Below are 24,623 nucleotides of genomic sequence, written 5' to 3'. Positions count from 1 at the left end.
ATCATTAACTTCAATTCAACAGTGAGGCAGCCGCCATGACCTCCCCTGTCCAGCCCGCCGACCTCGGCTTCTTCTCCGCGCTGGCGGCCTGCGGCAGCCTGAGCGCCGCGGCGCGCGAGCTGGGCATCAGCACGCCGGCCGTGAGCAAGCGGCTCTCGCAAATGGAAACCCGCCTGGGCGTGACGCTGGTGAACCGCACCACGCGGCGCATGAGCCTCACGCCCGAAGGCGAGCTCTACGTGGCCCATGCGCGCCGCATCCTCGGCGAGATCGACGACATGGCACAGCTGCTGGGCGGCGCGAAGGGCGAGGCGCAGGGCCTGCTGCGCGTGAACGCCACGCTGGGCTTCGGCCGCAGCCACGTGGCGCCGCTCATCTCGAAGTTCGTGCGCAAGCATCCGCAAGTGGAAGTGCAGCTGCAGCTGTCGGTCAATCCGCCGCCGCTGACCGACGACGCGTTCGACGTCTGCATCCGATTCGGCGCGCCGCCCGAAGCCCGCGTGATCGCGCGGCGCATTGCATCGAACCGGCGGCTGCTGTGTGCCTCGCCGGCCTACCTGGCGCGCGCCGGGCAGCCCAGGGTGCCCAACGACCTGGCGCATCACCGCTGCATCGGCATCCGCCAGGGCGACGAGGCCTACGGCATGTGGCGCCTGAGCACCGGCCGGGGCGCGGCGCAGCGCACCGAGGCGGTGAAGACGCGCGGCGCGCTCAGCACCAACGACGGCGAGATCGCGGTCAACTGGGCGCTCGAGGGACACGGCATCCTGATACGCGCCGAATGGGACATCGCGCGCTATCTGCGCAGCGGCCGGCTGGTGCAGGTGCTCGCGAACTACCGCACGCCCGACGCCGACATCTACGCCGTGTATCCGCAGCGCCACCAGCTGTCGGCGCGCGTGCGGACCTTCGTCGACTTCATCGCGGCGGCGCTGGGCAAGGACGCGGCCGAGCCTTCGCTCAACCGCCGCTGAGCACCGACGCCACCAGCCACATGTTGGCGGCGCCGATCACGCTGAACAGGCCCCACGCGAGCGACTTGAGCACCGGCCCGTTGGCAAATCCGCCCATCATGGCGCGGCTGCTGGTGAAACGGATCAAGGGCCACATCGCGAACGGCAGCTGGAAGCTCAGCACCACCTGGCTGAGCACCAGCATCTTGCCCACGCCGCCGTCGCCGAACCACCAGACGCCGAGGAAGGCCGGGCCCAGCGCGAGTGCGCGCGTGATCAGCCGGCGCTGCCAGCACGGGATCTTCAGGTCCAGAAAACCTTCCATGATGATCTGGCCCGCGATGGTGCCGGTGAAGGTCGAGCTCTGCCCCGAGGCCAGCAGCGCGATGCCGAACAGCGTGGCCGCGAAGGCGCTGCCGACCACGGGCTCGAGCAGCCGGTAGGCGTCGTCGATCTCCGCCACTTCGCGGTGGCCGGTGGCGTGGAAGGCGCTGGCGGCCAGCACCATGATGGCCGCGTTGACCAGCAGCGCGAGCGACAGCGACACCACCGCGTCGAGCGTGCAGAAGCGCACCGCCTCGCGCCGCGCCGGTTCGGTGTCGGCCACGAGGCGGGTCTGCACGATGGACGAATGCAGGTACAGGTTGTGCGGCATCACCGTGGCGCCGACGATGCCGATGGCCAGGTACAGCGCGCCCGGCTGGTGCAGCCGCTCCAGGCTCGGCGCGAAGCCCATCGCCACGCCGAACCAGTTGGGCGGCGCCATCATCAGCTCGACCGCGAAGCAGCCCGCGATGGTGCCGACCAGCCCGAGCACGATGGCCTCCACGCGCCGAAAGCCCGCGCCCTGCAGCCCGAGCACCAGCAGCGTGTCGAAGGCCGTGATGGCGATGCCCACCGGAATCGACACGCCGAACAGCAGGTGCAGCGCGAGCGCGCTGCCCAGCACCTCCGCCAGGTCGCAGGCCACGATGGCCAGCTCGGCGCCCAGCCACAGGAAGCGATTGACGCGCGGCGAGTAATGCTCGCGGCAGGCGCGCGCCAGGTCTTTCCGCGCCACGAGCCCCAGCCGCACGCACAGCGTCTGCAGCAGCATCGCCGCCAGGCTCGCGAGCAGCACCACGAAGAGCAGGCCGTAGCCGAAGCGCGAGCCGGCCTCGATGTCGGTCGCCCAGTTGCCCGGGTCCATGTAGCCGACCGACACCAGCAGGCCCGGGCCCGCGTAGCGCATCAGCTTCCTGAAAAAGGGCAGTTCCTGCGGAACGGCCACGCTGCCCTTCACCTCGGAAGGGCAGAAAGGCGCCGTGGCCGTGCGGGGCAGCGGGAAGAACATGCGGACGATGATAGGGACAAGGCCGCGGTGTTGTCGCGGACCGGACCCGCGCGGCGGTGCCGGATCTCTTAGATTCGGCGTTCGCACCCCGGTGCGTCATCCCTCACACATCAACCCTCGGAGACTTTCCCAATGATCCACGTCGTCGCAGTCATCACCGCCAAGCCGGGCCAGCGCGCCGCGCTGCTCGAAGCCTTCGCCGCCAACCGCGCGGCCGTGCTGGCCGAGGAGGGCTGCATCGAATACGGCGCGACGGTCGATGCGCAAGGCATCCCCACGTCGAAGGCCAGTTTCGGCCCCGACACCTTCGTCGTGATCGAGAAATGGGAAACCTTGGCCCACCTGCAGGCCCACGCGGTCGCGCCGCACATGAAGGCGCACAGCGAGAAGACCAAGGAGCTGACGGCGGGCAAGCTGATTCACGTGCTCGAGCCGGTTTGAGTTTCCTTGCTCGTGGCCTTCGCTTGCCGCGCGACTAACTGGGAGGACGCTGAACTTCGGGCCCCCGACTTGGCACGCGCATTGGCTCGCATCGAGCTGGCGTTTGGCAACTGGGGCCCGATCAGTGCATCTGGCGAGGCGCTCGAAGCCGCCATTCGGTCAGGGTGGCTCGACGTTGTCGCATCGGCCCGGCAAGGCAAGGTGTCGATCGACCCCGCATTCATTGCCTCGCTCCATGCGCAGATCGCTCGAGCCATCGGTGCGCCCGGCCCAGGCAATTTCCGCGAAGGAGAACATCCCTTGGACTGGAGAACGTTCAAGCAGTCTCTCGACGACACCGCGCTCGAATACGGACTGGCCGGCAACACGGAGGCCTGGGTCCTCGCCCAGCTGCACTGGGGGAAGCACCTGGACTCGCTGATGTTCTCCGTGGCGTGGCTGACGAGCGGCGGAATCCGCCTGCAGGAAGGAATGCAGATGCTCGTGCCGTATGCCAGGCGCGACGAAGAATTGAAAGAACGGCTGGCCTGGGCAGGCCCTCGTTCATACGACGCGGAGGGCTTGCGCGGGCTCCTTGCGCGCTATGCATCCGAGCAGATACCCGACTTGTCGCCACCATGAAAAAACGCGCCCTCGGGCGCGTTTTTCATTGAAGCGTCGAAGCCTTACTTCGACACGACCTTCACCATTTCGAGGCACTTGTTCGAGTAGCCCCATTCGTTGTCGTACCAGCTCACGAGCTTGACGAAGGTGCCGTCCAGCGCAATACCGGCTTCGGCGTCGAAGATCGAGGTGCGCGGGTCGCCGCGGAAGTCGGTGGCCACGACCTTGTCTTCGGTGTAGCCCAGCACGCCCTTGAGCGCGCCTTCGCTCTGTGCCTTCATCTCGGCGCAGATTTCCTTGTACGTGGCTTCCTTCACCAGCTCGACCGTCAGGTCGACCACCGACACGTCGGAGGTCGGCACGCGGAAGCTCATGCCGGTGAGCTTCTTGTTGAGCTCGGGGATCACCACGCCCACGGCCTTGGCGGCGCCGGTGCTCGAGGGAATGATGTTTTCCAGGATGCCGCGGCCGCCGCGCCAGTCCTTGTTGCTCGGGCCGTCCACGGTCTTCTGCGTGGCGGTGGCGGCGTGCACGGTGGTCATCAGGCCGCGCTTGATGCCCCACTTGTCGTTCAGCACCTTGGCCAGCGGGGCCAGGCAGTTGGTGGTGCAGCTGGCGTTGCTGATGATGGCTTCGCCGGCGTACTTCTTGTCGTTCACGCCATAGACGAACATGGGGGTGTCGTCCTTCGACGGTGCCGACAGGATCACCTTCTTGGCGCCCGCGTCGATGTGCTTCTGCGCCGTTTCCTTGGTGAGGAAGAGACCGGTCGATTCGAGCACGATGTCGGCGCCGACTTCGTTCCACTTGAGCTGCGACGGGTCGCGCTCCTGCGTCAGGCGGATCTTCTTGCCGTTCACGATCAGCGTGTTGCCTTCGACCGTCACTTCACCCTTGAAGCGGCCATGCACCGAGTCGTACTGGAGCATGTAGGCCAGGTATTCCGGCTCGAGCAAGTCGTTGATGGCAACGATTTCGATGTCGTTCTTGAAGTTCTGCACTGCTGCGCGCAGCACGTTGCGACCGATGCGGCCGAAGCCGTTGATACCGAGTTTGATAGCCATCTGACTTGCTCCTAAGGTTGAAAAACTTGTTTGTCGTGAACCGGCGCGATCAGTCGCGCAGTGCGGCTTCCACGGTGGCGGCAACGTTCTCCGCCGTGAATCCGAAGTGCTTGAACAGCTGCGGCGCGGGCGCCGACTCGCCGTACGTGTCGATGCCGACGACGGCGGCGCAGCCGTACTTCCACCAGCCGCCGGTGCAGCCCATTTCGACGGCGATGCGCGGCAGCTTCTTGGGCAGCACGGCCTTCTTGTAGGCGAGGTCCTGGCGGTCGAAGGTGGTGGTCGAGGGCATCGACACCACGCGCACGGCGATCTTCTTTTCGGCCAGCAGCTTCTGCGCGGCCAGTGCGAGCGGCACTTCGGAACCGGTGGCGATGATGACGGCGGCCGTCTTCTTGCTCTTGAGACCGACGACTTCCGGCTCAGCGAGCACGTAGGCGCCGCGGCTGATGTCGCCCAGCTCGCTCTTCGGTGCGTAGGCGATGTTCTGGCGGCTCAGCAGCAGCGCCGTGGGGCGCGACTGGTTCTGCAGCGCCACGGCCCAGGCCACGGCGGTTTCGGCCGTGTCGCCCGGACGCCAGACGTCGAGGTTCGGAATGAGGCGCAGCGATGCGGCGTGTTCGATCGACTGGTGGGTCGGGCCGTCTTCGCCCAGGCCGATGGAGTCATGCGTGAACACATGCACCACGCGGCGCTTCATCAGCGCGGCCATGCGGATGGCGTTGCGGCTGTAGTCGCTGAAGGTGAGGAAGGTGCCGCCGTAGGGGATGTAGCCGCCGTGCAGCGACACGCCGTTCATGATGGCCGCCATGCCGAACTCGCGCACACCGTAGTTGATGTGGCGGCCGATGGTGCCGTGCGGCACTTCGGCGGGGGCTTCGGGCTTGGCTTCGTCCTCGGCGCCTTGCTTGGCTTCGACGGCGGGCACGTTCATGACCACGGCGCCGGTCTTCGGGTCGAAGCGCAGGGCGGGCGTGCTCTTGGTGTTGGTGAGGTTGGAGCCGGTCAGGTCGGCGCTGCCGCCGAGCATTTCGGGCAGCGCGGCGGTGAAGGCTTCCAGTGCGAGCTGGCTGGCCTTGCGGCTGGCCACGGTCTCGGCCTTGGTGTGGGCGGCGACCACGGTGTCGAACGCGACCTGGTGGAAGTCCTTGGGCAGCTCGCCCTTCATGCGGCGGGTGAACTCGGCGGCGAGTTCGGGGAACGCAGCGGCGTAGGCGGCGAACTTGTCGTTCCACGCGGCTTCGATCTTCGCGCCTTCGGCCTTGTGGTCCCAGTCGGCGTACACCTCGGCCGGGATCTCGAAGGGCGGGTAGTGCCAGTCGATGGCGTCGCGCGTGAGCTTGATTTCTTCGGCGCCCAGTGCCTCGCCGTGTGCCTTGGCGGTGCCGGCGCGGTTCGGGCTGCCCTTGCCGATGACGGTCTTGCAGTTGATGAGCGTGGGCTTGTCGGTCGACTGCTTCGCCTTGGCAATGGCCTTGGACACTTCGGCGGCGTCGTTGCCGTCGATCGGGCCGATCACGTGCCAGCCATAGGCGTGGAAGCGCTCGGCCACGTTGTCGATGTACCAGGGCTTGACCTGGCCGTCGATGCTGATGCCGTTGTCGTCGTACAGCGCGATCAGCTTGTTCAGGTGCCAGGCGCCGGCCAGCGCGCAGGCTTCGTGGCTGATGCCTTCCATCATGCAACCGTCGCCCAGGAAGGCGTAGGTGTGGTGGTCGACCACGTCGTGGTCCTTGCGGTTGAATTCGGCGGCGAGCAGCTTCTCGGCCAGCGCGAAGCCCACGGCATTGGTGATGCCCTGGCCCAGCGGGCCGGTGGTGGTTTCGACGCCCGGCGTCACGTCGACTTCAGGGTGGCCGGCGGTCTTGCTGTGCAGCTGGCGGAAGTTCTTGAGTTCGCCGATGGGCAGGTCGTAGCCGGTCAGGTGCAGCACCGAGTACAGCAGCATCGAGGCGTGGCCGTTCGAGAGCACGAAGCGGTCGCGGTCGAACCAATGGGGGTTCGCGGGGTTGTAGCGCAGGTGTTCGCCCCACAGTGCGACGGCCATGTCGGCCATGCCCATCGGTGCACCCGGATGTCCGGAATTCGCTTGTTGAACGGCATCCATAGCCAGCGCGCGGATCGCGTTGGCCATCAGGGCTTGGTTTGCCATGGGCATGGGGCTTTCGGGGGAAAAGGGGTGGGTGGGATAGGGGGGAACCCGCGATTTTACCGGGCGAGCCCGAACGCCCGCCGATACAGCCCGAACACCCGACTGATGTTCTTGTGCGGCAGCCGGACTGCTAGAGTTGCCACCCATGCACGGGCTGCACCTCACCGCCGACCTCCACGACTGCCAATGCGGCCTTCAATGGCTCACCGACCGGGAGGCCCTGGGGGCCGTTTGCCTCAAGGCGGTCTCGGCCGCCGGGCTGCAGGCGGTGGGCAAGCTGTTCCACGGTTTCCCGGCCACGCCGCAGGGGCCGGGCGGCGTCACCGCCACGGTGCTGCTGGCCGAATCGCACCTGTGCATCCACACCTGGCCCGAGCAACGCGGCGTGACGCTCGACGTGTACGTCTGCAACTTCAGCGGCGACCATTCGGCCAAGGCGCATGCGCTGATGGAATGCCTTGTGGCGCTGTTCCAGCCCCGCCGCAGCGAGCGCAACGAGCTTCAGCGCGGACGGGTCCCGGCGTGAGCGCGGCGCGGGCCATGATCCTTGCCGCCGGGCGCGGCGAGCGCATGCGGCCATTGACCGACACCTGCCCCAAGCCCCTGCTCGAAGTGCGCGGCAAGCCGCTGATGCAGTGGCCGATGGAGGCGCTGGCCGCCGGCGGCTTCACCGAGTTGGTGGTCAACACCGACTGGCTGGGCACGCAGGTTTTGCAGCGCTTCGGCGCCAAGCCCTTGCTGGACGGGCATACCGCGCTATCGATTTCATACTCCGACGAGGGCCGCGACTTTGGCGGCGCGCTCGAGACGGCCGGCGGCATCGTGCGCGCGCTGCCGCTGCTGGGCGATGTGTTCTGGGTCGCGGCCGGCGACGTGTTCGCGCCCGGCTTCGTCTTCACGCAGGCTGCGGTCGATCGCTTTGTCGCCAGCGGCAAGCTCGCGCACCTGTGGCTGGTGCCGAACCCGGCGCACAACACGAAGGGCGACTTCGGCCTCTCGCCGGACGGCCTCGCGTTGAACACGGCGCCCGAGAAGTTCACCTTCTCGACCATTGGCCTCTACCGCGCCCCGCTGTTCGCGCCGCCGTACTGCGACATCCCCGCCGGCAACCCGGCCGGCCGCAAAGCCCCATTGGCGCCGATCCTGCGTGCCGCGATGGACAATGAACTGGTGAGCGCCGAGCTCTACACCGGCCCCTGGACCGATGTGGGAACCCCCGAACGGCTTGCCCAACTGAACACGCCAAGATGACCTCAGCAGACACCACCACGATCTACGCCGAGCGCCGCGCGCGCCTCGCCTCGCAACTGGGCAAGGACGGCATCGCCATCATCCCCACGGCGCCCGAGCGTCCGCGCAACCGCGACACCGACTTCCTCTACCGCCACGACAGCTACTTCTATTACCTGACGGGCTTCACCGAGCCGAACGCCTGGCTGGTGCTGGCGGGCGACGGCCGCGCCACGCTGTTCTGCGCGCCGAAAGACCTGGAGCGCGAGATCTGGGACGGCTACCGCCTCGGCCCCGAAGCGGCGCCGGCCGCCCTCGGCGTCGATGAAGCTTTCTCGGCCGCCGACCTCGACACGAAACTGCCCAAGCTGCTCGAGAACCGCTCGACCGTGTGGTTCCCGTTCGCGATCCACAAGGGCCTGGAGACCCGCATCGACGGCTGGCTGCAATCGGTGCGCGCCCGCGTGCGCTACGGCGCGCTGTGCCCCGAGGAGCAGCGCGACCTGTGCGGCCCGCTCGACGAGATGCGCCTCGTGAAAGACGCGCACGAACAGGACATCATGCGCCGCGCCGCGCAGATCAGCGCCCGCGCGCACGTGCGCGCGATGCAGCTGTCGGCCCGCATGCTGCGCGAAGGCAAGGACGCCCGCGAGTACCACCTCGACGCCGAGCTGCTGCACGAGTTCCGCCTCGGCGGCTCGCAGTACCCGGCGTACTACTCCATCGTCGCGGCCGGTGCCAACGCCTGCGTGCTGCACTACCGCGCCGACGCGGCGCCGGTGCGCAAGGGAGAGCTGGTGCTGATCGACGCGGGCTGCGAACTCGACGGCTACGCAAGCGACATCACGCGCACCTTCCCGGCCGACGGCAGGTTCACCGGCCCGCAGCGCGCGCTGTACGACCTGGTGCTGGCCAGCCAGGACGCCGCGGCCGCCGCCACCAAGGCCGGCAATCGCTTCAACGACCCGCACGACGCGGCCGTGAAGGTGCTGTCGCAAGGCATGCTCGACCTGGGCCTGCTGGACGCCGACAAGGTCGGCAACGTGCAGGACGTGATCGACTCGCGCGCCTACTTCCAGTTCTACATGCACCGCACCGGCCACTGGCTGGGCATGGACGTGCACGACTGCGGCAGCTACGTCGAGCCCACGCAGGTCGGCGAGGTGAGCGAGCGAAAAGATCCGCTGTCGAACGAAGTCATCAAGAACCGCCCGAGCCGCATCCTGCACCCGGGCATGGTGCTGACGCTGGAGCCCGGCATCTACGTGCGGCCCGCCGACGGCGTGCCGGAGCAGTTCCACAACATCGGCATCCGCATCGAGGACGACGCCATCGTCACCGCCACCGGCTGCGAACTCATTTCGCGCGGCGTGCCGGTGAAGGCGGACGAGATCGAGGCGCTGATGCGAGCCTGACGGCCCGCTGCGACACCGGCGGCGGCGCATGCCGCGCCTGCAGGAAGTCGATGAACACCCGCAGCTTGCGCGGCATCTGCGCGCGGCTCGGGTGGTACAGGTAGAAGCCCGGAAAAATCGGCCACCAGGGCTCCAGCAGCGGCACGAGGCGGCCGCTCTCGAAATCTTCGCGCACCGCGCCTTCGAAAGCCGATGTGATGCCGGCACCCGCGCGCGCCGCCGCCAGCAACACCTCGCTGTCGTTGCTGATCAGCGGGCCGGGCAACGCGATGTCCAGCACGCGCCCGTCCTGCGCGTATTCCCAGCGATAGAGGCCGCCCGTGGTCAGGCGGTAGTTCAGGCACCGGTGCTCGCGCAGGTCTTCGGGCACGCGCGGCGGCTTGCGGCCCTTCAGGTAGCGCGGCGCGGCAAAGGTGACCATGCGCAGCGGGCCGCCCACCGGCACGGCGACCACGTCCTGCGCCAGGCTTTCGCCGAGCCGGATGCCGGCGTCGAAGCCGCCTTCCACCAGGTCGACCATGCGGTTGTCGCACACCAGCTCGAGCGTGATGTCCGGCCAGGCATCGGCGAAGTCGCCCATGTGCGCGAAGAGCAGCAGCTCGGCCGCCACCCGCGAGACGTTCAGCCGCAGCAGGCCCGCGGGCTTGTCGCGTGCCTCGTCGAGGCCTTCCACCGCCTGGGCCAGCGCATCGAGCGCCGGGCGCGCGCCGTTCAGCAACTGCAGCCCCAGTTCGGTGACGCCCACGCGCCGCGTGGTGCGGTCGAGCAGGCGCACGCCCAGGCGCTGCTCCAGCGCGCGCAGCGTCTGCGACAGGGCCGATGGCGATACGCCCAGTTCCTCCGCGGCACGCGTGAAGCTGGCGTGATGGGCCACGCGGGCGAAGGCGGAAATGGCGGGGAGCAGGTCTGGCGACATGGCTTTCATTATGAAGACAGGCTTCATGAAGCATGCGCCCAATCTGTCTTTTTCCGAAGCAATGCGCGAACTACCTTTGGCTCATGGCGCGGCGACGTGCCTCCGTCAAATAGAGTTCTTTACTGAAAAATAAAGTTCTTTCCCGCAAGATTTAGTTCTTAACTGGCGGCACCTCCGCTCCATCTCCAAGGGGGATATTGGCTAACGACATCAAAATAGTTTCGTTGTTGTTGACAGGGGCCTTGGCCGGAAATATCGCCGGATTTCCGACCCCGAAGAAAACGTACTTCGGCCTTTCTCCAACAGCTCTCGTAGTGCGCCTCGATCTGCTCTTTCTCAACTGCGTGATCGCATCTGGACTGAACAGCGCGTCGATGACCGGGCAATGCGGCCAAGACATTGAATCTGCTTCGCACCTATCTCCAGCAGGTCCGGCCACGGTTCATCGGCGCAGACCAATCGGCGCTGTTCTTGGCACTTGAGGGCAAGCAGCTGGCCCGCACTGTACTTGGCATGCGACTTCAAAGGGCGCTGCAAGCAGCGAAGCTTAAAGATGAACTTGGGGACTGGACTGGAAGGGGTGAGAGGGCCGTGCGGGAGAACTTCTACACGCGACAGCGCGCGAGGTATTTGACTGCGCATGCCGCACCTGTTCCACAGTCAACCCTCCTCGCCTTGGCCGTCCGTAACACGCTGTCGTACCTCATACCGATGCCGATGCATGCATGGCTTCGATATTCTTATCGACCTTTAGCTTGGTCGCAGACGAACGAGATCCTCGCTCAGGGAGGCGACCCATCCCTGCTGAGCGCTGGTTTTCATCGCTCGAATAGGCGTAACGTCTTCGCAGACATAACCAGCGCCTTCAGCGAGTTCGCACAAGATGTCACCTACGTCCACCAACACGCCGGCGTAACGGCTATCGCCCACGGTCATTAGCACGGCTCCGCCGGGGTTCATCTTGCCTCGAACGGACTTAAGTATTTGCATCAGGTCGGCAAAGTACGCGCCAATCATGTCGGGCAGGTGCGGGTCCCATAGCTCATCGCTCTTCCTCCTTAAGGCGGCCACAGTCCTGTTCAGCTTAGGCGAGTCCAAGCCCTCCCATGTCATGTCCCTGCTGATTTGAACATGCGACCGCATCGTGGAGATGCGCAACTTCGTGTTGTCGGCCTTGCTCTTCAGGTAGCCAAGCACCCAAAGTTCGACGTTATAGATGTCCGTGTAGTCGAAACTATTGGGGTACGGTGGCGAGAAAAGGCAGACGTCGACGGGCACGACCTTCTCGACCTCTATTCGAGAGTCGCCCCGAAGTAAGGTGTACGACTGGCAAGCCCGAGCGCCATGTGCAGCAATGTCGAACAGCGCCACCTGAAACGCTGACTTGAATGCCTCCACGACATCATGCGGTGATTTCTGGGTTGAGTTCCAGTTTGACCGATACCGGCGCCCCTTGCCGCTGATAACTACATTGCTCATGTCCACGAGGATGCTGCCAAGCAAAATGCGTAGGAGCCGCTGGTTGACCGGGCTCGCGACCTCCTCTATTGCCTCGCGAACGGTCAGTATCCGACGGAACGTTTCCCGGGGAAAGATCCAGCGGCCTTTCAGGCCAGGTTCTACCATTGTGGTCGGCCACGGCTCATGTCGGATTGAGCGCAGGCTGGCCGACCGGCTGCTCATTTTCTTCACCACCTCAGCATAGTCGTCGACGAGTGATTGGTGGTCGTACGTTGCCAGTTTGGATTCAACAAGATCTGCAAGGAAAGGATTCACCTCGATCGTCGTGGATTTGATCCCGAGAAACTGGGAGGTCAAGGCAGTGGTTCCCGAGCCGCCGAAGCAATCGAGGCAGGTCGATGGCCAAAAACCCAAGCCGCTAAGCGACTCAGCGACCATCAGCGGCGAAAATGCCTCCTTGAAGCGGTACCAGCGCTGGAAAGGTAGCTTGTGGCTGGGCACGTTCGATGACATTGGCGCCCCCTCCACAAGCCCTTTCAGCCACGCAGAGAAGTTATGACGCGTGGAGATGCCCAGTGTGGGGCAGCTTGCATTGATGAATGAGCTGATCGCTGCTGCGTTCATAGGCGCTGGGCTCCTCGTTTGCTGGCCATCCGAGCGGCGAGCTATCGATGCATTCGACTTGAATGAAGATTCTGCGTGCAGATATCCCTACGAGCAAGCGAGCGTTGCCTATGACTCCCATGCTCTCACTCCCGCCGCAATGGTGGAATCGTCCCTTCAGCACGGAAGCAGACGACACCTTTCCTTCCGTGCCGAGCGGCTGGAAAGCTGCCGCTTTCGTATACTGATTTGTCGATTCAGGGCGACAGCCGAGCAGCCGACAGCAAAAGGAAGACTCGATGACGACATACCAGACACACGTCAATAGCGCGCAGGTTCCGCTTTTCGATCAACCTTCGTCATCCGAGGCTCGAGCATGACCGAGTTGCCGATTCTCGAACACCTTCAGGTTCGGCATTTTGGCCTTTATCCTGGTTTGCAACGGGATGGCATATTTGACGTGAGCCTGGTGCCCGGTTTGACAGTCGTCCTCGGCGCGAATGGTTTGGGCAAGAGTACGCTGGTCAACCTGCTGTTTCGAATGCTGACAGGCCCGTGGGACATCAGCTTGCCTGACGGAAATATCGGTACGGCGCAACTGACCGGTCAAGCACTCAGCACGAGGCGACGATCGACGTTCAGTGCTCGTGTGAACGACAACGCTCTCGACGCTCAGGCGACTTTGCGGTTTTCGATTGGCAGCAGGAAGTTTGAAGTGACGCGTTCGCTCCTCAAGCTGGATCTGCTGTCATTTAAGGTTGATGATGCGCCCGAGCGCAACGATGAAGAACTACTGCAGAACGCTATCCTCTCGGCGTCGAACATAAATGCCTTGGGCGAGTGGATATTCATTCTGCGCACGATGGTCTTCTTCTTCGAGGACCGACGAATGCTGGTATGGGACCCGTCAGCGCAGCGGCAGCTGCTGCGCTGCCTTTTTCTGCAGCCTTCGCAGGCAGCTGACTGGATCCGCGCGGAGCGCGAGATTCTGGAACTAGACACTCGCATGCGCAATCTGAGTGCCGCACTTGGTCGCGAAGAACAGGAGGAGCGGAAGAACGACGGTCTTTCCAAGGCCGCACCCGAGGTTCGCGCCTCCCTCAAGTCCAAAGAGACGCTCCACCGTGCGGCAATGGACAGGCAAGATAAATTGAGCCAGGCCGTCCAGGAGCTTGACGACGCGCGGCGTCGGTATCGGCTGGGATCGCTGCGCGCAAGCGAGGTGCTTCACGCCACAATCCATGAGTTGGAGCGGGCGAGATTGTCCGCCGTGGAGGCCAGATTTCCGTCTGCTGACGAGTCAATGCGCTACATATTTTCGCGCCTGATGACTGATGATGTATGCATCGTTTGTCACACGCCAGGTCGCACCCAGAAGCGGGAGCAGATGCTCCATGCGATTGACAACAAGCACTGTGTGCTCTGCGATGCTGACGTCGCACCTCGCCTCGCCGATCCCATCAATCTCACCGACGAGCGTGTTGGCGCGCTGCGCACCAAAGTAGAAGAGGCAGCGATCACTGCAGAGGCTCAACGCGCAGCTTTAGACAAATCGGCGAAAGAGTTCGACGGCGCGATGCGCAACTTAGCCCAGCTCAACGTCGATGTTTCGACCCTCCAGGAAGAGGTCAGCGCGCTCGTGCGTCAGCTTCCGCCTTACGAGCAGGTCGCGCGCCGGCAAAGCGACGGAATGGCGGATCTTAAGAAGCGCGCGGGCCAGCTACGCGCTGATCTGCAGGTCAAACGCGAAGCCTTCGCTGGCCAGATGAACCAGTACCGACGGCAGGTCGGCGAATTTGCCGAACGTCTCAAGGCGGAATTCGACGAGATTGCGAACGGCTTTCTGCTCGAAACAGCTTCGCTGTCTTGGACTCCTATGCGTGTGCAACTTGGTCAAGCTGGGACGGACGGCCGCGTGCTCTCACCTATTGAATATCCGTCGTTCAGCGTTGAGATGACCGGAGCCAACTTTTCCTCCGTGGTGCGACGTGACAGTCCGGATCAAGTTTCGGAGAGCCAGCGTGAGTTCATAGACCTCGCGTTCCGCATGGCGCTCGTCAAGGTGGGCTCCAACAGTCAGGCGTCGACGATGATCATCGATGCACCCGAGTCTTCACTGGATGCTGTGTTCGTCAATCGTGCCGCAAAGGTGCTCGCCAAGTTCGCTAACGACAACGCGTCGAATCGACTCATCGTCACTTCCAATCTTGCTGCCGGAAAATTGATACCGGCGGCGCTGAAGGCCGCAGAGCCAGACCCGCTGAAGCGCATCGGTCGCATCGTAGATCTCTTCAGGGCAGGGGTTCCTACGAAGGCTATGTCGATTATGGAGAAAGAGTATGACGAACTGCGTGACGAGCTATTTGCTGATATCGCGAAGTCCGTGAACCATGCCGCCGGTGTCTGATCCAAGCTCCTTGGAGCACCGTCAGCGGCCACTTCGAGTGCTGGCATTGCTTGACGCATTGTCAGGCGCATCAATCTTCGTGTCCCCGCTCCGCGTTGTGCATGAGTTGGCGTACCTGTCAAATGTCTTGGCGCCGGTGTTCGAACTGGCGCCCTTCAGTGCAAGCCTCTTGAAGCGCCAAGGCGGCCCCTACTACCCCGAGCTGCAGGAAACCATTGATGTATTGGTGGGGCGCGGCATGGTGTTCGCATCTGACATCCGATACGTGTTTATCCCCGAGGAAGGTCGCTACCGACTGCATGCGAACTACCGCGTCAATTACGAACTGGCTCGCGGCACGCTTGACGCTTACAAGCAAGCCTATGCAGATACGGGTGAACCGTTCTTCATCGAAGAGCTGTGCTCCGCCTATAGCATGTTGTCAGATCAGGAGCTTGGCCGAGCATTCGTGTTTGATGCCCGCTACGCGGACCACGACGTCGACAACAATGAAGTGATCGATTTCGGGCAGTGGGCTGACCCCACCCGCACTAACTTCTCTCGCAACGCCGCATTGTCCTTTCGGCCCGGCGAACATCTGCAGCCTGCTGAGCGAATCTTCATGTACATCGAGCACGTGCAGAGGAAGGCCGCCAATGGTCGCTAGCGCGTCAACACTTGAGCTAGGCTCTTGGGAGGGCGATAGGGCCGTTCTTACCACCGCCCTTCGAGCAGACAGAGGCGATGTGGAGGACCTACCCGACGAAACGCGTTTTCAAGTGCATGTCTCGCGAATGATCAGAAGGCGCGAGCGACATGCAAGCGCCGAGACTTCGGGCGCGGCCGGGTTCATTTTGGTCAACGCGGAAGAACAGCGTGTGCTCTCGTTGGAAAGGACGTTTGACCGGCTCATACACACGGGTAGTAGGCGTCTCTCAAATCGCTTGCATTTCGTGACCGCTCTGGCGCATAGCAGCGCTTTGGAGGAACACGATGGGGACGACAACGATTTATTTGGCCGGATCGCCGCGCTCGGGTTCGACGACCGCCCCGCGTTTATCTACGTGCCCTCGGAAGATGGCTCTTCGCTGAGCTATTACCCAAAGGGAACGCGAACTGATGAGGTGCGCTACGTCGAACTTAACTTCGGCAAGATCGCCGAGGAAGAGGTTTTGGCTACTCTGGAGGCGATCTATCGAAGTGAGCTCTGCACTCCAGACAATATGGGTCCCATAAAACTTTGGGAGAAACCAGAGAAGTGGCATCCGGTCGAGCAGGCTGAACGCACGGTGCAACAGATGATTCGACATGCGCTCGTCGGGCGATTCATGTGGTGCACGATTCGGCAAGAGCAGGCGGGCAAAGTTGGACGCACGGATCTTGAGATCGTCGATGATCGTACCGGTCCCGCTGGCACGATCTACCATCATGCGTTGCTCGAACTAAAGGTTCTGCGCAGTTTCGGGTCAACGGGCGCCCCCTACAGCCAAGATGCCGTGAATGACGCCATCATCGAAGGTGTCAATCAGGCGAACGCCTACGGTGTCGCCAATAACAGCCTGATCCGTATGCTCTGTTGCTTCGATATGCGCAAAGATGACCCTGGCGACGACGCAACTTTCGTACACGTCAAGGATAGGGCCGCGACCTTTTCAATCCGTCTTAAGCGCTGGTATCTCTATCGGTCTTCGCAAGACTGGCGCGATGCCTGTGCCGAGAGGAAGTTGGCCGCAGCGAGTGCGCCTAAGAACAAGGGATAGGGCGTCGCAAAGTATGTCATGGCGCCCCCACGGCGCGCCATGACCTTCCTCCCAGCTTAAGGCAACGCCGAACAAGTCCAACACTGGCGACTCGATTGCGTGTGATCCGATACGTAAGCTCCGTCGCGCGGGGAAAGTACGGCACTCCACTCCCACGCAGCCGAGAGCGCCCGGCTTGCGTGTCGGCCGCCGGTCCGCCTTTCGGGCTCTAAGGTCGAGGCGGAGCGACTTGGGTAGGCGCACTCTTGGCCTTGGTCCGTGCAACGGCCAGCACGTTTAGCGCAGTGGTCGTGGCCGGGTCGTCCGCGCCGTCGACGCCAGGAAGAAAGGGGCTGCCGCGGCCAGTGATGATCCAGTGCAGGTTGGCGTGCGCGCCTCGTACTTTCAGCGCTGCTAAACGGGACAGTCGTTCGACGTCCGGAAAGGTTTCTCCGCGACGGGCCTTCGCCAGAGTCGTCTGGTTCGAATAGCCGAGATGCTTGCTGAGCTTCGAATCGCTGAGCTCAAGCTGATCGATGACTGCTACCAACCTCGCGCACATGCCGGCGAGGATTTGGGTGTCTTTCTTCGGGCGAGTCACGCTTGCATATTATCAGTATTAAATTGATAATATCATCTAAGATACTTCACCCGCCATGCGCAATCCACCTGACCGTTATCTCGCCACGCTCCATCAGCACTTTGCGGTGGCGCCTGACTTCGCCGGCGTTAAGCCCAAGGCTTGGCAGCCGAGCGACACTGCATTGCCTGGCGAGTCCTTGGTGACGACGAATCAAGCGGCGCAGTCCACGGCGTTTCAACGCTGGTTTCACTTCAAGGAGGCCTTCTCCCCGGAGTTCGTCTCCAGCGCGATCCACACACTGGGTTTCAAGCCGAAACACGTGATCGACCCGTTCGGAGGGTCTGGCACTACCGCGATCACATGCCAACTCCTAGACATCGACGTCACCACGATCGAGATCAACCCCTTTCTCGCGGATGTGATCGCGTCCAAGCTCGCGGCGCTGGCCGCCGAGCAACTCATGCAAGAAGCGGTGCTGTTCGCACAGCGCCTCGAAGCCGTGCCTGCGGACCTGAGCTTGCTGGGCCATTTGCCCCCAACCTTCATTGAAGACTTCACGAAGGATCGATGGATCTTTTCTCATGCGATGGCAGAGCGCATTTCGCAATATTTGAGCTGCATCTCGATGATCGAGGAGTTGCCGTTGCAGCAGTTCTTCCGAGTAGTGTTGGGGTCGGTGCTGATCGAGTGCTCCAACGTGTATGTGAATGGCAAAGGCCGGCGCTACCGTAAGTCGTGGCTGGATAACCAGAGCACGCCAGCGCAGCTCGACGCCGCCTTCACCCGCTGCTTCGATCTGGCCTTCGAAGACGTGCAGAGGTTTGAAGAGCGCCCGCAGCCGCGCACCACACTCCTGCAAGGTGATTCGCGGAGCATGCTCGCCCAGGTGCAGCAGCCGGCGGACTTGATCGTTTTTTCTCCGCCGTATCCGAACTCGTTCGACTACACGGATATTTACAATGTGGAGCTCTGGACGCTTGGCTACCTGACCACCCGTATCCACAACGCGGACCTGCGCAACGCGACGCTGCGCTCGCATGTGCAGATCGATCGCGAATTCGGGAAGCCCACTGGCGCAAGTCCGACGCTTGCAAAGGCTTCTGTGGCTCTGGAGGCTGCGAAATCTTCGCTTTGGGACCATCGCATTCCTAGGATGGTCGAAGGCTACTTTCGAGATCTCGAGCAGGTTATGGTTCAGTGCGCACGGCTAGTCACGCCGCGCGGCAAAGTGATGATGGTGGTGGGTGATTCACGCTACGCCGGCGTCCTGATCGATGTTCCGCAGATTCTCAGCGAACTCGCCAAGAAACTGGGATTCAAGCGTGCCGAGGTCTACGAAGTCCGCAAGATGCGGGCAAGCGCCCAGCAGGGTGGCAGCCACCATTTGCGCGAATGCATCGTTGAGCTCGGTCTTTGACCGCAGCTTCGCGAGACCACCGGTCTCGGGAACCACGCTGGAAGTGACCCAAATGCCCCCCGAAGCAGACACCGGCATCCTCGATCATTCGGAACTGCCGTTCGGTTGAACTCACTCGAAGATCGCTGACATGGCTAGTCAAGGCAAGTTGTAGATCGACGCCTTCAGCTGTTGGAGAAGCGCCGCGAACTGCAGTCCCTCTGCAGCGGCCAACCCAATTTGCATCCCGCGCGTGATTCGCTCATGCAGTGCAGCAGCAGAGCCATCAAGCCCGTTAATCGCATGTGCTCGCTCGAGCTCCTTGAATGACAGCAATTCGTACGTCGTGTGACCCTCCTTCGAATGAGGAAAATACTTCGCAAAGCTCAACGATTCGGTGCCGATCTGCACGAAGTTCAGGTGCTTGGAGTATTGGAAACCCAACTCGACCGGATTGATGATCGGAAGTTTCTGCGTCTTAAGCTGCCTGTCGACACTGGTGCCCTTCCACATGTTGCAGTGGACACAGCCCACGGTGAGATTGGAGAGCAAAAACGCCTTAGCAGGGTACCTCGATTTGGGCAGGACATGCTCAATATGCCACGCCCATCCGTAGTGTCCGACGGAACGCCGGCAGTACGAGCAACTGCCGCCACATCTCTCGAAGAGCTTGCTTTGGACCACCCGCCGAAGGTCCTTATAGGTCTGCACCTCCGGCTCGGCGAAGACGAAACTCTTCGTTCTCGCCCGTTCGCCCTTGAACTTTTTCTTTTTTGCTGGTGCCGAGAATGCGGACCATGCCTCCGGCCCGCTGAGCTTTCCGTCGCGGACCAGCGTCGTCAGCTTGAGAAGGTGCTTCTTCTGTTCGTCGGTACAGAGCGAGTTCATTCGGGTTCGCTCCCCTTAATGGAACGTACCCAATCACGACGAACGAGGGAAATGGCTTCGTCGATCTGCCCCTGAGTCTCTTCGGAAAGCCCTTCTGTCGCTTTTAGCCGCTTAAGAAGGGCCACTGCCTCGGGCGATTCTTTGACGCCTTCCGCGACGCGCAAAACGGTGTCCGCAATCTCCACGCTGATCTCTCGAGCATGGTACGGGGATGACTGAAAATACCTCAGCACCAATTGATCGTGGCTTGCGACCTCAGCAAAGCTGTGAGTCTCCAGGGTCACCTCGCCGGTGCCTGGGGCCACGTCACCAGGTCGCTCGCCCTCTTCGACGTCGTGGCGCAAGATGGCGACGAGGTTTCTCTGGCTGAGGGGGTCATACTTTGCCGCCTCGCTGATGACGACCGGTGCGTGCGTGGCGACCACGACATGAAATCGCGTCAGCCTCGATAAGAGTTCCATCATCGTCTCGTGGAACCTCATCTGCCAGTGCAGATGCAGACTCACCTCAGGCTCATCGATCAGAAAGACTGCGCCTTGCTCCATCACGCTGAGCATTTTCGCAAGCACCAGCATTCTGTTTTGCTCACCCGTACTGAGCTGCCCGAAGTTCAGCGACGTCCCATCTTTAAGCACAACATCCAGCTCGATGTCGATACCCAGTTCAAGATACTGAAGAAGTAAGCGAATTTGAACCTCGGTTAAGCGTTCAAATCGACCTGGTCCTTCGGCGATGCGACGAAGAACCGCCATAGGTCTCGCGGCGCCAAGTGCCCTGAAAGTGTTGGCCTTCCTTCTTCCCTTGCCGCGTTCGGGTTGTACTTCGAGGTTTTTCTTCACTTGAATCTCGACGTCTTTCCCGAGCCTGAAAGCCAAATCCATGGTCACCGTCTTACACAAAGCGCCGAAGAGTTCGCGATCTATCACCATCGCCCGCAGGATCAACCGACTAAGCTGGCGATCGATGGCCGAGAGGAAGACAGCGTTCGTCGTGTTTCGAGCACCCAGATAACGCACTCGCCCGCTGTCGCCATACTTGAAGCGGTCTTGAATTGAGCTGGCGATGCAAGCCACGGTTCGCGCCGGTCGCATGATGCTCAAGCGCTCTGCCAGCTCTCCCAGTACACGGCTTTTTCCAGTGCCGTTGTTCCCGATGATGTAAGTAACTTGGCCTTCTCGAGTGCTCCGCGTCGACGCCGCGACTCGCGCCTGCAGCAGGTCAAGCAGTTGCTCCATTGCTGAATTTAACGGGCCCTCAGTCCTCACGCGCCCCATGCACGCCTCCTCATTTTTTCTGGACGCCTCGACGTTCGGCGGAAGCTAGGAACAGATGGGGTTCATGAAGAATCTAACCGGCGCCTCAAAATCGGTGCGCTGAACGCTGAAGTCGGGCTCGTACTCGATCTCCAGATCGCGGTAATGATGCCCCTCGGCATGAGTGAGGCTCGTCATCGCCGGCGACAGGCCGCGCCGCCGCGCGTCATACACCACCAGATAGCCGCGCGTAAGCACACTTGAGCCAAACTGGCGGGAGGAGTCGAGATACTTGGCCAACTGGTCCGCGCCGTCGTTCGCGCGCGCATCCCGGTAAGTCGTCGTGGGTTTGCCAGCGTCGTCAACCGAATCGCCAAGCCACTTGATCTCGATGATGGCTCGAAGGCCCGAGGACATCCACGAAATCTTGATGTCCACTGGATGCGATTCGTCCACGTTTTGTTCCGCGCGTACTTCGGCATCCTGAAGCACGTTTTCAAGGTACTGCGTGAGAGACGAGCGCATAGTGGCCTCTGGCTTGGATCGGAAGTACCAACGTTCCTTCTCGTTGACCCAAACTGCTTTCAAGATGCGACATGAAGAGTTCAACGCAGAAGTTGCACGGTATCTATTGAGAGCATGCATCAATGAGGTGAACGTTGGCCTGCAAAAGACGCTGGGCGAGCCGCTGAGTGGATTGTGCAGTTGGAATTTTTCACCTTTGACAAGTATGCGTTCAAGGCCCCGGTCATAGTGATAGACGATGCCAGTTCTCGACAGTTCAAGAAGATCGAGGTTGCCGAGGTCGCACACGTGAAGCGTCTGTGTGCCCACTACGTGCGCTAGGCTCGAACCATCCAATTCATAGTCAAGCAGATCCGGATCCAGGATCTTGTGTTTCGGGGCCGGCAAGGTCGTGCCTGCCGGCTCCATGCAGCAGAAGAATGCCAGTGGTTGGGAGCGCGAGCCGGGGTCGAGGCGTCTGTACACACGGACAACCAGGTCGATCATCTCGTTAAGAGCCTTTACCCCTCGCTCGCCGTAAGCTCGAGTGACTCCCGAGACATAGCTGCCAGCCTGCAACCGGCGCATTCTCTCGATGTCGTACATCATGCGTGCATTCCCTCTTGGTTGGAAACAGCATGCGATACCGCGGCGTCGGCCGAATAGCTTAGCCAAAGCACCGACGGGCTGACCAGATCAGTCGATTCAGGCCCAGCGATAGTGGCTAAGCCCGCGAGCTGGTCGTAAAGAAGCGTGATCGCTGGGCCATCGAGCAGCATCGCTCCGTTGCTTCTCAGTTGGCTGGAGGCGACTGTGGGTTCGCGGTCGAGGCCTTGCGAGAGGGTCGAGCGCGGCACTGCCAGCATGCTGAAGCATGCCGCATCCAGATAGCGCTTTCTTGCGCGGGATGCCTCAAGGTTGTCCAGCGCGCGAAGCATGGCTTGTCCGTCGTCACTGAGTTGGAAGCGGCCGTCTTCTTCGAGCAGCCGCCCACTCGCATGCAAGGTCTTCATCGCATTGCTCAGTTCGTAGCTGAAGGGTTTCCCCAAGTCAGTGTTGGCGAACTGATATCCCCAGTCGGCGACTGGCTTCTTGTCATATAGCGCGAGGATGCAGGACAAATAGCCGATGCGCTGGATATCTAACTGACTCAGACCCTGCAGCGATCGCTGCAGCTTGGCGATCGTGTGCAGGCAGTCGAAAAACGATTCTGGATTGCTCATGAGGCGGCGGTCGTGGAGTTGAGCGCGGACTGAATGTCGGCATAGGCTTCGCGAAACAATCCGCTCGCGTTTTCCTGAACATCGGACAATTCGGTCCAGCCAGTCATCTGCACAATTTCCATCCGCTCGGCATGACAGGTTGAGGCCAGTGTGCGCAGCAGCTTGGAGCTGTTGATATTTGCCGTCATGATCAGATCGTGGCCGCTTCGAACGAAGTCCGCGAACATCTTTCCGGCCCGATCTTCATACGCGATATCCAGCGACCCTTCCGGTGTATCGACGAAGAGCGTAGCCTCGCCGCTAGGCGCTGATATGTGCTGAGCCAACGCCATGCGCAACGCAATGTCCACAAAAAAGCGCTGACTCTCCGAAAGCTGGTGCTGCTGGCGACGAGAATTCCCGCGCATCTCCAGCTCTAGATGCAGGCCCGTGGCCTGTCCGATGACGAGGGAAATATTCAGGTCGATGCCCAGAAACGTCTCGGCAAGCTGCTTGAAGCGAGGCACGAATTCTTGCTCCACAAAGGAGTAGCGCTTGGCAAGTTCGCGTTGAAGCCCACGAAGCTCGTCGCGATACTTGTCGCGCTGCAGGTACTCATGATCGCGCTCGGCCAACTGGTCACGCCTCGCTGCCTGGATGGCCTTGAGGTTCTCGGCTACAGCGCCGTCCTGCGTGGCCGCGAGTACCTTGAAGCCGTCAATCGCCTGGCGATTGAGCTCCTCAAAAGTCGCGATGCTCTCGTACGTCGATGCGACTTTTTGCTTGGCCGCAGTCGCGGCCCTTTTATGGCGATCAAGGATTGCGACAGCTTCCTCGAGCTGGCGACGACCGACGGCCAGCTTTTTGTCGACGTCCTCAAGCTCCGCTTGGACGCCGGCGTCGACGCCGCTTGTGCGGGTCAGGGCCGCATCACACAGCGGGCAGTGCTCGCTCAGAAGCTTCGCTTCAATGCGGGGGGCTACCTGAGAGTCGGAAGCACTGCAGACGGGGCATTTGCAGTCTGCAAGCGCGAGCTGGACAAGGGGATGTTGCCTTGCGTTTGCGGTGCCGTTCACGAACCGCTCGAAAATCTCGCCATAGGCTGCCCTGAGGCCGGCAACAGAGGCGCTCGCCTGCATGACCTTGAGTTCCGCGTCGCTCAGACGTGCATCGACCTCTTCCGAGTTCACCAGCGCTTCTTTGGCTGCATCATGCAGCGCCTCGTAGTGCGCGCGGGCGCGCTCCACTTCGGGCTCGGTGCCGCCCTGGGGGGCCAACGACTGCTCGAGGATCTCGATACGCTTGGCTAGGTTGTTAGCTTGATACTGAAAATTGCGCCCGCGGGAGCCAGCCTTTTCCATCTCCCGGTTCAACGTGTCCGCCATCGCGGCTTCCTTCGGATCGCCGCCGAAGCACAAATAGAGCAATGCCGCGGAAACTTCTTTGTCCCAGAAGACGAGGTGGCGGCTTTCGTCGAAGGTCAGCAGAAAATGCTGCACCATCACGAACTGTTCGAACGAACTGAGTCCGATGTCGCGGCACATCGCCTCACGATAGTGCGCATCCGCGTGAGCGGCCTCGTGCATCTCGGAGTCGAAGAGTACTTTGCCCTGGTGAGAGATGTGGCACTTCTGCAGCGCCGAGGCCTCGAACAGACCCCGTTTGATCACGTAATCTTTGTCGGCGATGGAGAACTCGACTGAAACCGCGGCCGAATCGCGATCCGATTCGATGATACGTCCGTCGAAGAAATCCTTGGTGAAGTCGGCAGCCTCCTTCTGATAAGCCATTGCCGACAGAAAATGTCGTTTGGGATGCGGGACCACCCCGGTGAGTGCGTAGTTGATCGTAGAGAGAAAGGTCGATTTCCCGATGCCATTTGCCCCTGCCATGCAGGTCACACCGGGCTTGATCTGCAGCGCCGCATTGGGTTCGAGGCTATAGAGCGAAAACGCGTGAAGTTGGACGCGAGAAATCCGGGGAAAGGTAAAGCGCATCGAGTCCGAAGAGGTCATTTATGGCTTTCAGTGGCCGTGGAGCGAGTGCAAGGCAGAAGCGAACGGGGCATGGACAGTTCTCGAAGGGCGTCACCGAGCCGAGAGGCAATTCCTCAATAGTATCCAATCGCAACAAGACCGGTCCAGGGGTTTGACCCTGCAATGACTGCCCGATGGATGCGTGTCAGCACTTTGTGTAGCATGCCCGTAGTTGATGGATGCGAACTCGCTTGCGTCTGTGCTTGGCCATGCGTGCCGTACAGATTCGCCACGGCAATGGTGCTGATCCGCAGGATGTTTGCCCGATGTAGTAGCCACCGCTAAGATGAGCCCGACGAAAACGCTCCCTCAAGACTTACCTCCAAACGCCATGTTGAACTTCTCAGCCGCCACCACCCAACGCGTCGCATCCGACGCGGGCGCCGCTGTGCGCGTGGCCATATGTTCGCGGACCTCGACCCGAACCTCGAACCGGATAGCAGCGGCGATATCGCTTCGCCTCAT

21 protein-coding genes are annotated in these 24,623 nt (G+C 61.8%); 10 read left to right on the top strand and 11 right to left on the bottom strand.

Annotated elements, in window-relative coordinates; translation table 11 throughout:
• Positions 1-35 precede the first annotated feature (35 nt).
• Positions 36-974, top strand: coding sequence for a LysR family transcriptional regulator (locus tag L3V85_RS02980; protein ID WP_237677940.1), 939 nt, complete (start codon positions 36-38; stop codon positions 972-974).
• Here the strand turns inward: L3V85_RS02980 and L3V85_RS02975 are convergent.
• Positions 961-2,286, bottom strand: a complete 1,326-nt coding sequence (locus L3V85_RS02975; protein ID WP_237677939.1) for an Nramp family divalent metal transporter — start codon at positions 2,284-2,286, stop codon at positions 961-963. The genes L3V85_RS02980 and L3V85_RS02975 overlap by 14 nt on opposite strands.
• Positions 2,287-2,418: 132 nt before the next feature.
• Between L3V85_RS02975 and L3V85_RS02970 the strand changes: the two genes are divergently transcribed.
• Together L3V85_RS02970 and L3V85_RS02965 are read left to right on the top strand one after the other, a co-directional pair.
• Positions 2,419-2,727, top strand: coding sequence for a putative quinol monooxygenase (locus tag L3V85_RS02970; protein WP_237677938.1), 309 nt, complete (start codon positions 2,419-2,421; stop codon positions 2,725-2,727).
• 69 nt (positions 2,728-2,796) lie between these two features.
• Positions 2,797-3,348 (top strand): hypothetical protein, encoded by a 552-nt coding sequence (locus L3V85_RS02965; RefSeq protein WP_237677937.1) that lies wholly within the window; start codon positions 2,797-2,799, stop codon positions 3,346-3,348.
• Between the two features lie 44 nt (positions 3,349-3,392).
• On the opposite strand, the gene gap is transcribed toward L3V85_RS02965, so the two are convergent.
• Together gap and L3V85_RS02955 are read right to left on the bottom strand one after the other, a co-directional pair.
• Entirely contained in the window at positions 3,393-4,394 is a 1,002-nt protein-coding gene (gene gap / locus L3V85_RS02960) for a type I glyceraldehyde-3-phosphate dehydrogenase (RefSeq protein WP_093242450.1), read from the bottom strand.
• Between the two features lie 49 nt (positions 4,395-4,443).
• Positions 4,444-6,546 carry a transketolase family protein gene (locus L3V85_RS02955; protein WP_237677936.1) on the bottom strand — a complete coding sequence of 701 codons (2,103 nt, stop codon included), beginning with the start codon at positions 6,544-6,546 and terminating at the stop codon, positions 4,444-4,446.
• A 145-nt stretch (positions 6,547-6,691) separates the two neighbouring features.
• On the opposite strand from L3V85_RS02955, the gene speD reads away from it, so the two are divergent.
• From speD to L3V85_RS02940, 3 genes are read left to right on the top strand one after another with little or no spacing between them, the layout of a single operon-like run.
• The gene (gene speD / locus L3V85_RS02950; protein ID WP_237677935.1) at positions 6,692-7,072 is read left to right on the top strand and encodes an adenosylmethionine decarboxylase; all 381 of its coding nucleotides are present in this window, start codon (positions 6,692-6,694) and stop codon (positions 7,070-7,072) included.
• Positions 7,073-7,086: 14 nt separating this feature from the next.
• Positions 7,087-7,797: a nucleotidyltransferase family protein gene (locus L3V85_RS02945; RefSeq protein ID WP_237677934.1), complete on the top strand. Its 711-nt coding sequence runs from the start codon at positions 7,087-7,089 to the stop codon at positions 7,795-7,797.
• Positions 7,794-9,191: an aminopeptidase P N-terminal domain-containing protein gene (locus L3V85_RS02940; protein ID WP_237677933.1), complete on the top strand. Its 1,398-nt coding sequence runs from the start codon at positions 7,794-7,796 to the stop codon at positions 9,189-9,191. The genes L3V85_RS02945 and L3V85_RS02940 overlap by 4 nt, the downstream gene beginning before the upstream one ends.
• Here L3V85_RS02940 and L3V85_RS02935 read toward each other — a convergent pair.
• Together L3V85_RS02935 and L3V85_RS02930 are read right to left on the bottom strand one after the other, a co-directional pair.
• Complete coding sequence (locus L3V85_RS02935) at positions 9,133-10,107, bottom strand: LysR family transcriptional regulator (protein ID WP_237677932.1); 975 nt, start codon at positions 10,105-10,107, stop codon at positions 9,133-9,135. The two genes, L3V85_RS02940 and L3V85_RS02935, sit on opposite strands and share 59 nt — an antisense overlap.
• 750 nt (positions 10,108-10,857) lie before the next feature.
• A complete protein-coding gene (locus L3V85_RS02930; RefSeq protein ID WP_237677931.1) occupies positions 10,858-12,192 on the bottom strand; it encodes an SAM-dependent methyltransferase in 1,335 nt (444 codons plus the stop codon).
• Positions 12,193-12,547: 355 nt separating this feature from the next.
• Here L3V85_RS02930 and L3V85_RS02925 point away from each other — a divergent pair, with 355 nt between their 5' ends.
• The 3 genes from L3V85_RS02925 to L3V85_RS02915 all read left to right on the top strand — a co-directional run bounded on the left by L3V85_RS02925 (position 12,548) and on the right by L3V85_RS02915 (position 16,317).
• Positions 12,548-14,578 (top strand): AAA family ATPase, encoded by a 2,031-nt coding sequence (locus tag L3V85_RS02925; protein ID WP_237677930.1) that lies wholly within the window; start codon positions 12,548-12,550, stop codon positions 14,576-14,578.
• 46 nt (positions 14,579-14,624) lie between these two features.
• A complete protein-coding gene (locus L3V85_RS02920) occupies positions 14,625-15,224 on the top strand; it encodes a hypothetical protein (protein WP_237677929.1) in 600 nt (199 codons plus the stop codon).
• A gap of 286 nt (positions 15,225-15,510) precedes the next feature.
• On the top strand, positions 15,511-16,317 hold the full coding sequence (locus L3V85_RS02915; RefSeq protein WP_237677928.1) for a hypothetical protein: 807 nt from the start codon (positions 15,511-15,513) through the stop codon (positions 16,315-16,317).
• A gap of 208 nt (positions 16,318-16,525) precedes the next feature.
• On the opposite strand, the gene L3V85_RS02910 is transcribed toward L3V85_RS02915, so the two are convergent.
• A complete protein-coding gene (locus L3V85_RS02910) occupies positions 16,526-16,897 on the bottom strand; it encodes a hypothetical protein (protein ID WP_237677927.1) in 372 nt (123 codons plus the stop codon).
• Between the two features lie 55 nt (positions 16,898-16,952).
• Here L3V85_RS02910 and L3V85_RS02905 point away from each other — a divergent pair, with 55 nt between their 5' ends.
• Positions 16,953-18,296, top strand: a complete 1,344-nt coding sequence (locus tag L3V85_RS02905; RefSeq protein ID WP_237677926.1) for an SAM-dependent methyltransferase — start codon at positions 16,953-16,955, stop codon at positions 18,294-18,296.
• A 138-nt stretch (positions 18,297-18,434) separates the two neighbouring features.
• On the opposite strand, the gene L3V85_RS02900 is transcribed toward L3V85_RS02905, so the two are convergent.
• The 5 genes from L3V85_RS02900 to L3V85_RS02880 all read right to left on the bottom strand — a co-directional run bounded on the left by L3V85_RS02900 (position 18,435) and on the right by L3V85_RS02880 (position 24,137).
• Entirely contained in the window at positions 18,435-19,163 is a 729-nt protein-coding gene (locus L3V85_RS02900) for an HNH endonuclease (protein ID WP_237677925.1), read from the bottom strand.
• Positions 19,160-20,398, bottom strand: a complete 1,239-nt coding sequence (locus L3V85_RS02895; protein WP_237677924.1) for an AAA family ATPase — start codon at positions 20,396-20,398, stop codon at positions 19,160-19,162. Before L3V85_RS02895 ends, L3V85_RS02900 begins: the two co-directional genes overlap by 4 nt.
• A gap of 84 nt (positions 20,399-20,482) precedes the next feature.
• Positions 20,483-21,529: a hypothetical protein gene (locus L3V85_RS02890; protein ID WP_237677923.1), complete on the bottom strand. Its 1,047-nt coding sequence runs from the start codon at positions 21,527-21,529 to the stop codon at positions 20,483-20,485.
• On the bottom strand, positions 21,526-22,143 hold the full coding sequence (locus tag L3V85_RS02885) for a hypothetical protein (RefSeq protein WP_237677922.1): 618 nt from the start codon (positions 22,141-22,143) through the stop codon (positions 21,526-21,528). The genes L3V85_RS02890 and L3V85_RS02885 overlap by 4 nt, the downstream gene beginning before the upstream one ends.
• The gene (locus L3V85_RS02880; protein ID WP_237677921.1) at positions 22,140-24,137 is read right to left on the bottom strand and encodes an AAA family ATPase; all 1,998 of its coding nucleotides are present in this window, start codon (positions 24,135-24,137) and stop codon (positions 22,140-22,142) included. Before L3V85_RS02880 ends, L3V85_RS02885 begins: the two co-directional genes overlap by 4 nt.
• Positions 24,138-24,623 lie beyond the last annotated feature (486 nt).

The organism is Variovorax paradoxus, from assembly GCF_022009635.1.
Lineage (GTDB): Bacteria > Pseudomonadota > Gammaproteobacteria > Burkholderiales > Burkholderiaceae_C > Variovorax.
Note: the sequence above shows the minus strand (reverse complement) of the source record. Positions and strands in the feature narration are given on the sequence as shown.